At 73.4% G+C, this 9459-nt stretch carries 6 protein-coding genes; 2 read left to right on the top strand and 4 right to left on the bottom strand.

Translation table 11 applies throughout. The annotated features are described in order from the left end of the window. Positions 1-119: 119 nt before the first annotated feature. Positions 120-1397 (bottom strand): glycoside hydrolase family 26 protein, encoded by a 1278-nt coding sequence (locus N4P33_RS01755; RefSeq protein WP_260824371.1) that lies wholly within the window; start codon positions 1395-1397, stop codon positions 120-122. 203 nt (positions 1398-1600) lie between these two features. Between N4P33_RS01755 and N4P33_RS01750 the strand changes: the two genes are divergently transcribed. Together N4P33_RS01750 and N4P33_RS01745 are read left to right on the top strand one after the other, a co-directional pair. Beyond that, entirely contained in the window at positions 1601-2854 is a 1254-nt protein-coding gene (locus N4P33_RS01750) for an ATP-grasp domain-containing protein (protein ID WP_260824370.1), read from the top strand. Positions 2855-2856: 2 nt separating this feature from the next. Further along, positions 2857-4122, top strand: coding sequence for an FAD-dependent oxidoreductase (locus N4P33_RS01745; protein WP_260824373.1), 1266 nt, complete (start codon positions 2857-2859; stop codon positions 4120-4122). Between the two features lie 622 nt (positions 4123-4744). On the opposite strand, the gene N4P33_RS35515 is transcribed toward N4P33_RS01745, so the two are convergent. The 3 genes from N4P33_RS35515 to N4P33_RS01715 all read right to left on the bottom strand — a co-directional run bounded on the left by N4P33_RS35515 (position 4745) and on the right by N4P33_RS01715 (position 9364). Continuing rightward, positions 4745-5659, bottom strand: a complete 915-nt coding sequence (locus N4P33_RS35515) for a chaplin (RefSeq protein ID WP_313904429.1) — start codon at positions 5657-5659, stop codon at positions 4745-4747. Between the two features lie 175 nt (positions 5660-5834). Then, positions 5835-6701 carry an ABC transporter permease gene (locus tag N4P33_RS01720; RefSeq protein WP_260824369.1) on the bottom strand — a complete coding sequence of 289 codons (867 nt, stop codon included), beginning with the start codon at positions 6699-6701 and terminating at the stop codon, positions 5835-5837. Next, positions 6698-9364, bottom strand: coding sequence for a CocE/NonD family hydrolase (locus tag N4P33_RS01715; protein WP_260824368.1), 2667 nt, complete (start codon positions 9362-9364; stop codon positions 6698-6700). The genes N4P33_RS01720 and N4P33_RS01715 overlap by 4 nt, the downstream gene beginning before the upstream one ends. Positions 9365-9459 lie beyond the last annotated feature (95 nt).

Here is a 9459-nt window from a genome sequence, read left to right as displayed (position 1 = left end):
AGGCGAGGCGGCCGGGACGACGAGGCCGTCCCGGCCGCCTCGGTGCCCGGCCCGGCCACCGCCGCCGATGCGCACGGCAAGCGGTGATCCCGGTGCCGGCCGGGCCGACGGCGGGGGCTCTACCACCAGGTGAACCGGATGCAGAGCTTCCCGCCGAGCCAGTGCTCCACCCAGTCGCCGAGGTCCAGCTCCGAGCAGTTCTCGGGCTCGGGCGTGGTGGGCGCCTCCGGGGTCTCCGTGGGCGCGGGCGTGGGTGTGGGCGTGGGGACCGGGTTCGCCGGATCGGTGCGTCCGGAGAGGACGGACTGGTAGACGCGCGACGACTCGGGGTTGGCGTCGCACTGCCACACCCCGTGCGGGCAGTAGTCGGTGATCGTGTTGTACAGCGGCTTGTGCTGCGCGATCCAGGCGAGCATGCGCCGCATGTACTCGGGATTGTCGCCGTTGCGGAACAGTCCCCATTCCGGGTACGAAATGGGCTTCCCGTGCGCCTTGGCGAAATCGACGTGTTCCTGGAGCCCGTACGGTTCGCTCACCTGCCGGTCGAACGACATTCCGGCGGGCTGGTCGTAGGAATCCATTCCGATGATGTCGACCGTGTCGTCCCCCGGGTAGCACTCGGTCCACGCGACGGCGTCCCGGCCGCGGCTCGGGGTGAAGTCGAACCGGAAATTTTGGCCCGGCACCGCACGCATCGTGGTGACGATCCGGTTCCAGTACGTCTTCCACGCCTGAGGGTCCGGCCCGCACCGGTGGGTGTAGGTGGTGCCGTTCATCTCCCAGCCGAGCACGATCACCGTGTCCGGCACCTTGAGCCGGACCAGCCGCTCGGCGAGGACGCGGAAGTGGTGGTCGAAGTCCCCGGCCGCGCCCCGCCGCACCAGCTGACGCACCTCGTCGTCCGGCACGCCCTCCTCGTTGCGGGCCTGCATGGGGACGTTGAGGACGAGCGTCCGGTCCGACTTTTCGTTGCGCCAGCGGGCCCAGGCGTCGAGCCAGTGGGCCCTGCCCTCGATGTCGCTCCAGTGGTTGCCGGGCAGGTAGGTGTGCCCGACGGTGAGCTCGGTGCCGCCCAGCCAGCGGCTGAACTGCGCCATCCGGGCCACGCCCCGCCCGTCGGAGGCGAGGAAGACGCCGAACGGCGGGACCTCCTTGACCGGCGCCCGCTCGGCCGACTCGGGCAGCAGCGGCACGGGTGCGGCGGGTGGGGTCGTGGGGGCCGCGGACGGTTCGGGGGTCGCCGTGGCGCCCGGGCCCGGGGCGCGGGCGTCGTCGGTGGGCAGCACCGTCGCGTCGACGCCCGTGACGAGACCGGCCGCCAGGGCGGCGGACACGGCGATCGCCGCCACGCCCCTGGCCGGCCTGCGCTTCCTGACCCGCTGGTCGTGAGGGCCCATGTCTGCTCCTTGGGTCGGGTCGGTCGCGTTCGGTTCAGTCACGTTATTGACGCACAGTCACATGAAAGTCAGTCACAGGAGATCCATTGGCGCCACTGTCGTTGCGGCTTTCGAGTGCCGTTCTCGCCCGAGCGGGTGAGCGGACGCATGAAAACGGCCCCGGCGAAAAGCCGCCAAGCCGCCCAGAGAGAAAGCGAGAATTCGTGTCGCTGCTCGACACCGGTGTCCCGGCCGTGGTGCTGCGGACCGACCGGAATCCTTTTCACCACGGAACGCTGGGCGCCGTGCGTTCGCTCGGCCGGGCGGGCGTCGAGGTGCATGTCGTCGCCGATGTGACGGGCAGTCCGGTCGGCCGGTCGCGCTATGTGAGCCGGCTGCATCCCCCGCCGCCCCCGGGCGCGTCCGACGGCGATCTGCTCGCCGTGCTGCGCCGGGTGGCCGACGGCATCGGGCGGCCCGCCGTGCTGGTGGCGATGGACGACGCCTGCGCGATCGCCGTGCACCGTCTGCGCGAGACGCTCACGCCCTCCTACCTGCTGCCGGAGCTGCCGGAGGCGCTGGCCGAACGTGTCGCCGACAAGGCGGAGTTGGCCGCCGTGTGCGCGTCGGCCGGTCTGCCGCACCCGCGGACGCTGGTCCCCGACAGCCCGGTGCGTGCCGCCGACGACGCGCGGCGGCTGGGGCTGCCGGTGGTGGCGAAGTGGAGCAGGCCCTGGCTGCTGCCGGCCGGGAGCGGGCTGCGCAGCACCCAGCTGATGCACTCCGCCCAGCAGGCCCGGCAGCTGTACGAGCGCACCGAGGAGGCGGGCAGCCCGCTGCTGCTGCAGGAGTTCCTGCCGCCGGGGCCGGACCGCGACTGGTTCTTCCACGGCTACGCCGACCGCACCGGCGCCCTGCGCACGGGCGGGCCGGGCCGCAAACAGCTGTCCTGGCCGCGCGGCGCGGGTCTGACGGCGGTGGGCCGCTGGACGCCCAACCCCGAGGTGCGGGAACTGGCCGAGCGGCTCACGTCCGCGCTCGGCTACCGCGGCATCCTCGACCTGGACTTCCGGCGCTGCGGCGCCACCGGCCGCTACCACCTGCTCGACTTCAACCCGCGCCCCGGCGCGCAGTTCCGGCTGTTCGCGGACAGCGCCGGCGTGGACGTCGTACGGGCCCTGCACCTGGATCTGACGGGCCGTGCGCTGCCGGACGGGGAGCAGGTGGCCGGGCGGGAGTTCGTGGTGGAGAACTACGCGCCGCTCGCCGCGCTGCGTCCCGCTCCGGGCGGGCGCGAGCTGGCCTGGTACGCGGCGGACGACCGCGGTCCCGGGTGGGCGATGTGGGCCCTGTGGGGCCGCCATGTCTCCGGCCGTCTGCGGCAGCGGCTGATCCCGAGGCCGGCGGCGCCGGCCACCCCCTTGATTCCCCGGGCGGCCTCGCCCTTGCCGACCGACAACGAGAAAGCGAGCAGTTGATGATGTACGACCTTCTGGTGGTGGGTGCCGGTCCGTACGGGCTGTCGATCGCGGCGCACGCCGCGTCCGCCGGGCTGAGTCTCAAGGTGTTCGGCCGGCCGATGGCGTCGTGGCGCGACCACATGCCCGGCGGCATGTTCCTGAAGTCGGAGCCGTGGGCGTCCAATCTGTCGGACCCGGCGGGCCGCTGGCGGCTGGACGTGTACTGCGCGGAGAACGGGCTGACGGCGCGTCACGCGCACCCGATTCCCGTGGAGGCGTTCGCCGAGTACGGCCTGTGGTTCGCGAAGCACGCGGTGCCCGATGTGGACGAGCGCGTCATCACGCGCCTGGCGTCCGTGCCCGGCGGTTTCGTCGCGGTCACCGAGGACGGCCAGGAGCTGCAGGCGCGCACGGTGGCGCTGGCGGTCGGGGTGATGCCGTTCATCGAGGTGCCGCAGGCGCTGCGCGGGCTGCACCCGGCGCTGGTGACCCACAGCTCCCATCACAGCGACCTCGACCAGTTCCGCGGCAAGGACGTCACGGTGATCGGCGGCGGGCAGGCGGCCCTGGAGACGGCGGCGCTGCTCGCCGAACAGGGCACGCGGGTACGGGTGCTGGCCCGCGCGGACCGGCTGGTGTGGAACGACATGCCGCCGGCCTGGGAGCGCCCGTGGTGGCAGTCGGCCCGCTCCCCGCACAGCGGGCTCGGTCCCGGCTGGAAGAACTGGTTCTACTCCGAGCGTCCCGGTCTGTTCCGGCGGCTGCCCGAGTCGACCCGGGCGCGTATCGCCGCGACGGCGCTGGGTCCTGCGGGTGCCTGGTGGGTGCGGGACCGGGTGGAGCGCGCGGTGGAGGTGCTGCCGGGCCACGAGGTCACGGCGGCCTGCGCGGTGCCGGGCGGGGTGCGCCTGGACACGGTGAGCCGTGACGGGGCGGTGCGTTCGCTGGAGACCGAGCACGTCATCGCGGCCACCGGGTTCAAGGCCCGCTGCGACCGGCTGGGGCTGCTCGCGCCGGAGCTGCGCGGGGCGCTGGCCACGCTGCCCGACGGCTCCCCGGAGGTCGGCCACACCTTCGAGTCCTCGCACCCGGGGCTGTTCCTGGCGGGCCTGGTCACCGCGGCGGGCTTCGGCCCGGCGATGCGCTTCGTCCACGGCGCGACGTTCACGGCGTCGACCCTCGTCCAGGGCGTCCGCCGCCGCCTCCGCTCGACCCCGGCCCACGGCACGGTCCCCCTCCCCACGGGCGCCACCCGCACGGAAACGGCGACCCCCGTGACCCGCTGACGCGGGGCCCCTGCGGGGCGCTCAAGGGCCGCTGACGGAGGCTTCTCCGCCGGCGGCCCTTTTCGCGCGCCGCGCCGGACGCGCGATCCCGACCGCCGTTCGACGCCGAGTCACAGCGTGGCGTTGCCCCCGTACGCAAGGCGACAGTGCCGTGCGGCAGACGGCGCGTTTCCATCCGGCACAGCACCTACAAATGGCGCGAACCCCACGGGACAAGACACCCCCGGCATCGACCCGCCGCGGGATCGCCACGCGAAGCGGCACCATCGCGTGCAGCGGGATCACCGCGCGGGCGGAACGGGCCCGCCGCGCGGCTAATCGGGTCGGGGCGCAGCTACAGCTCAGGGACCGGCGACAGCTCAGGACCGGCGACAGCTCAGGACCGGCGACAGCTCAGGACCGGCGACGGCTCAGGGCCCGGCGTCGGCCCAGGACGGGGCGTCAGCTCAAGGCGAGCGACGGCTCGAAGCGCGGCATCGGCTCCGGGCATGACGACGCCCCCGTCCGGGCGGCCACCGGTGTGGTGGGCGTCGTCGGAGCGGGGGCGTCGTCGGCCGCTGAGGCCGCGGGGGCGGGCTCGGGAGCCGGTGCTCGCGGTGTTGGCCGGCGCCGCGCGGAAGCGCTACGCGCGGGACGCGGCGCGGCCGCGGCGGTAGAGAACCGCGCCGCCGAGCAGCAGGCCTGCACCGGCCGCGGAGGCGGTGAGGATGCCGTCGCTGCCGGTCTGGGCCAGATGCGGAGCCTCGGGCTCCTCCTCCTCGACCGCCGGGGGCTCGACGACCCGGGAGGTCGGCGGCTTCTCCTTGGTGGGCGGCGGCGTCTTGGTCTCCTCCTCGGGCTTGTCCGGCGTGGAGACGCTGTTCTCGCAGTAGTTGTCGTACGCCGAGTTGAACACACCCACGACGTCGACGTTGTTGCCGCACGCGTTGATCGGCGCGTGGATCGGCAGCTGGATCAGGTTGCCCGACAGCACACCGGGCGAGCCCTCGGCGACACCCACCGCCTGCGCGCCGCCGTCCTTGGACGAACCGCCCTCGGAGTGGTTGACGCAGGTGTTGTCGCTGGTCTCGTTGAACAGCCCGCCGCCGGCGACGTTGTTGCCGCAGACGTTCACCGGGGCGTGCACCGGCACCTGGACATTGTTGCCGGACCCGACACCGGGCGAGCCCTTGGCGCTGCCCTCGGCCTGCGCGCCGCCGCCGGAGCCGCCGTGCTCACCGGACTTCGACGAGGAACCGGACGAGGAGGCGGATCCGGACGAGGAGTGGGAGGAGTCGTCCTTCTCCGACGCGTGCGAGGTGTTGGCGCACACGTTGCCGGCCGCTTCATTGAGCGCGCCGACCGCACCGACGGTGTTGCCGCACACGTTCACCGGCGCCTCGACCGGCACCTGGACGTTGTTCCCGGACAGCACGCCGGGAGAGTCCTCGGCGGCTCCCACCGCCTGCGAGTCGGCGAGGGCCGGGGCACCGTACAGGGACAGAATGCCCGTGGCGGCGGCCGCCGCGAACACTCCCCTGCTCAGGGTCTGTCGCAATGTCGTTGTCTTCCTGCTTGAAGAATGGGAAAGCCGGCCTTGGCAAGGAGGCCGACATCCGGAAGTCGGCCTTCTCGTGGCGTCGCATGCCCTACTCCTTCAACAACCCGGCCCACAGGATTCGGTTGCGCAGGTTCACCCGGTTGGCCCGCACCGGGTACGGCGAAGTGGACGGCTAGGACACCACGTCCTTGCGGGCGAACCCGCGGAAGGCCAGCGCGAACAGCACCAGCGCGTAGGTGACGGAGATCGCCGCGCCCTGGACCATCCCGGACCACTCGGGGGTGGGCTGGACGGCGTCCACCCAGGCGAACTGCCAGTGCGCGGGCAGGAAGTCCCGCCAGTGGCCGAGCGCGGTGACCGCGTCCAGCACATTGCCGACGATGGTCAGGCCGACCGCGCCGCCCACCGCGCCCAGCGGGGCGTCCGTGCGGGTCGACAGCCAGAAGGCGAGCCCGGCGGTGACCAGCTGGGAGACGAAGAGGTACGCCACGACCGCCACGAGCCGCTGCGCCGCCGTGCCGGGATCCAGCGCGCCGCCCGTGGGGATCTGCAGCGAGCCCCAGCCGTACGCGGCCGTACCGACCGCGAGGGCCACCACCGGCAGCAGCACCATCGCGGCGAGGCTGAGCCCCAGTCCGACGACCAGCTTCGACCACAGCAGCCGCATCCGGGGCACGGGCGCGGCCAGCAGATAGCGCAGGGAGGACCAGCTCGCCTCCGACGCCACCGTGTCCCCGCAGAACAGCGCGACGGGGATGACCAGCAGGAAGCCCGCCGAGACGAAGAGGTTCACGGCGGCGAAGTTGGCGCCGGATGCGGTGGCCGTGTCCATCAGCGTGATGCGGTCGCCGCGGCCGTCCGGCTCGCCGCCGATGGCGAAGGCGATCGCCAGCACGAACGGCAGGGCGGCGAGGATGCCGAACATGATCAGTGTCCGGCGCCGCCTCAGCTGACGGACCAGCTCCACCCGCAGCGGCAGGGTGCGGCCGGCCCGGTAGCCGGAGGCGGTCTCCGGGTGTTCGGTGAGCGTGCCGCTCATGCCGAGCCTCCGATCAGGGTGAGGAAGGCGTCCTCCAGACGACGGTGGGGACCGACGGACCGCACGGGCACCTCCAGGCGTACGAGTTCGGCGACCAGGCGTTCCGCGCTGCCGCCGGTGTCGAGCCGGACGAGCAGCCCGTCGTCGGTGCGCACGGCCGAGGCCACGCCGGGCAGGGCGGCGACCTTCTCGACGACCGGCTCCTCCAGAGCGGTGGGCGTGCCGACGAGCAGCATGTCGCCGCTGCCGACGATCTCGCCGACCGGGCCCGCCTGGACGAGCCGGCCGCGGTCCATGACGACGAGGTGCGTGCAGGTCTGCTCGACCTCCGCGAGGAGATGGCTGGAGACGATCACCGTGCGCCCGGCGGCGGCGTACCGGATCATCACCTCGCGCATCTCGCGGATCTGGGGCGGGTCGAGGCCGTTGGTCGGCTCGTCGAGGATGAGCAGGTCGGGCAGGCCGAGCATGGCCTGGGCGATGGCGAGGCGCTGGCGCATGCCCTGGGAGTAGGTGCGCACCGCGCGGGAGAGGGCGTCGCCGAGCCCGGCGATGCGCAGGGCCTCGTCCAGGTGGGCGTCCTCGGGCGGGCGGCCGGTGGCCTGCCAGTACAGCTCCAGGTTCTCCCGGCCGGACAGGTGCGGCAGGAAGCCGGCGCCCTCGACGAAGGCGCCGACCCGGGAGAGCACCGGGGAGCCGGGGCGGATGGCGTGGCCGAAGACGCGGATCTCGCCGTCGTCGGGCCGGATCAGGCCCATCAGCATGCGCAGGGTGGTGGTCTTGCCGGCCCCGTTGGGTCCGAGGAGGCCGAGGACCTGACCCCGTTCGACGCGGAAGGAGAGGTCCTTGACGGCGTACCGGTCGGCGGAGCGGGCGTAGCGCTTGCTCAGGCCGGTGATCTGGAGCGGTACGTCGGCGAGTTCGGGGTCGGGGGCCGTGGCGGCGGTGCGGCGGCGGCCGGTGAGGATCAGGGCGAGCGCGGTCACGGCGGCGGCGAGGGGCAGCCACCACACCCAGGCGGGCAGCGGGGCCGCGGCGGTGGTCACGCCGGGCGCGGTCGGCACCGTGAGGTGGCTCTTGAGGGCGACGGTGTACGTCGCCGGGGCGGCCGGGGAGGCGTAGCCGAGGTCGGTGGAGGCGAGGACGAGGCGCAGCCGGTGGCCCTTGTCGACCTCGTGGTCGACGGCCGGGAGCGTGAGCGTGACGTCCTTGCCCTTCTTGGCGTCCTCGACGCGGACCGGTGTGACCAGCTGGGAGGGCAGCACCTGCTGTCGTCCGTCCGGGCCGACGTCGTACACCTTGGCGAAGAGGACGGCGTCGTCGCTGGTCGAGGTGACGTGGACGGTGACCGTCGGCGATCCGGTGATGCGCAGGTCGCCGCCGAGGGGTGCGGACTCGAAGCGGGCGTGCTGGCCGGGGAAGTCGAGGGAGACGCCGACGCCGAGGGAGGACAGCTGGGACAGGCCGCCGGAGCCGCCGAGTCCGGGGAGCGCGGAGACGGCGGGCGGGGCGGCGCCGGCCGGGTTGCCGAAGCTCTGTTCGCGGCCGAGTTCGCGTCCGGTGAGCGGGATCTGCTTCGGTCCGCTGTCCAGGCCCGGGTAGCGGTCGGCGCTCGCGCCGCGCAGCAGGGCCTGGCCGTCGGTGGAGTCGACGCCTCCGGTGCGGGTGACGCGGAAGGCGGGCCCGGTCTCCGCCGTCTCGTCGTCCTTGAGGTAGCGGTCGAACCAGGCCCGTACGCGGTCCTGGACTCGGGCGGTCTCCATGTCGCCGCCGTCGTGCCCGCCGGCGATCCAGTCGACGTCCACGGGGGCGCCGTTGCCACGGATGGCGTCGGCCGCCGCGTCGGCGTGGCCGAGCGGGAAGAGGGAGTCGGACTGGCCCTGCACGAGGAGGGTGGGGACGTCGATCCGGTCGGCGACGGCGGACGGTGAGCGTTCCTCCAGCAGCCGGCGGGCCTCGGCGTCGGGGACGCCGGACTCGGCGACCCGCTCGTACATCCGGCACAGCTCGGTCTCGAACTGCGCGCAACCGCCGCCGGAGTTGATGAAGATGCCGGCCCACAGCTTCTTGAACACGCCGTTCGGGAAGAGGGCGTCGGCGAGGTTGAAATACGTGATCGCCGGGGCGATGGCGTCGATCCGGTCGTCGTGCCCGGCGGTGAGCAGGGCGACGGCGCCGGCGTAGGAGGCACCGGCCATGCCGACGCGCGGGTCGCCGGCCTTGTCGAGGCGGACCTCGGGCTGCTTCGCCAGCCAGTCCACGAGCCGGGAGGCGTCGGCGACCTCGCCCTTCGGATCGTTCAGCCCGATCTTCCCGGTGGACTTCCCGAAGCCGCGCGCGGACCAGGTGAGCACCGCGTATCCGTCGCGGGCGAGCTTCTCGGCCTGCTCGCGCACATCGTTCTTGCTGCCACCGAAGCCGTGCCCGAGCAGCACGGCGGGGCGGCGGCCGTCCGGGCCCGCGGTGAAGTACGACGTGTCGATGCGCACCCCGTCGGCCATGGCCATGACCCGGTCGGCGCGCTGGACGGCGGACGGCTCGTCCGAGGCGACGGCGCTCCATGTCCCGGCGCCGGCGAGCACGACGACGGCGGCCGCGGCGGCGAGGGCCTGCCGGGGTCGCCGTGACCGGAACCACCGCGTGCCGGACAGTCGAAGATCCATGCGACAACCGTACGGGGTGATGCTGTGGCGGCGTGGCGACCGGGGACGGAACTTCGGCACCTCCCCCAGGCGTACGCGGCCCCTAACGCGTACCG

The sequence above is a fragment of the Streptomyces sp. 15-116A genome (assembly GCF_025290915.1).
GTDB lineage: Bacteria > Actinomycetota > Actinomycetes > Streptomycetales > Streptomycetaceae > Streptomyces.
Note: the sequence above shows the minus strand (reverse complement) of the source record. Positions and strands in the feature narration are given on the sequence as shown.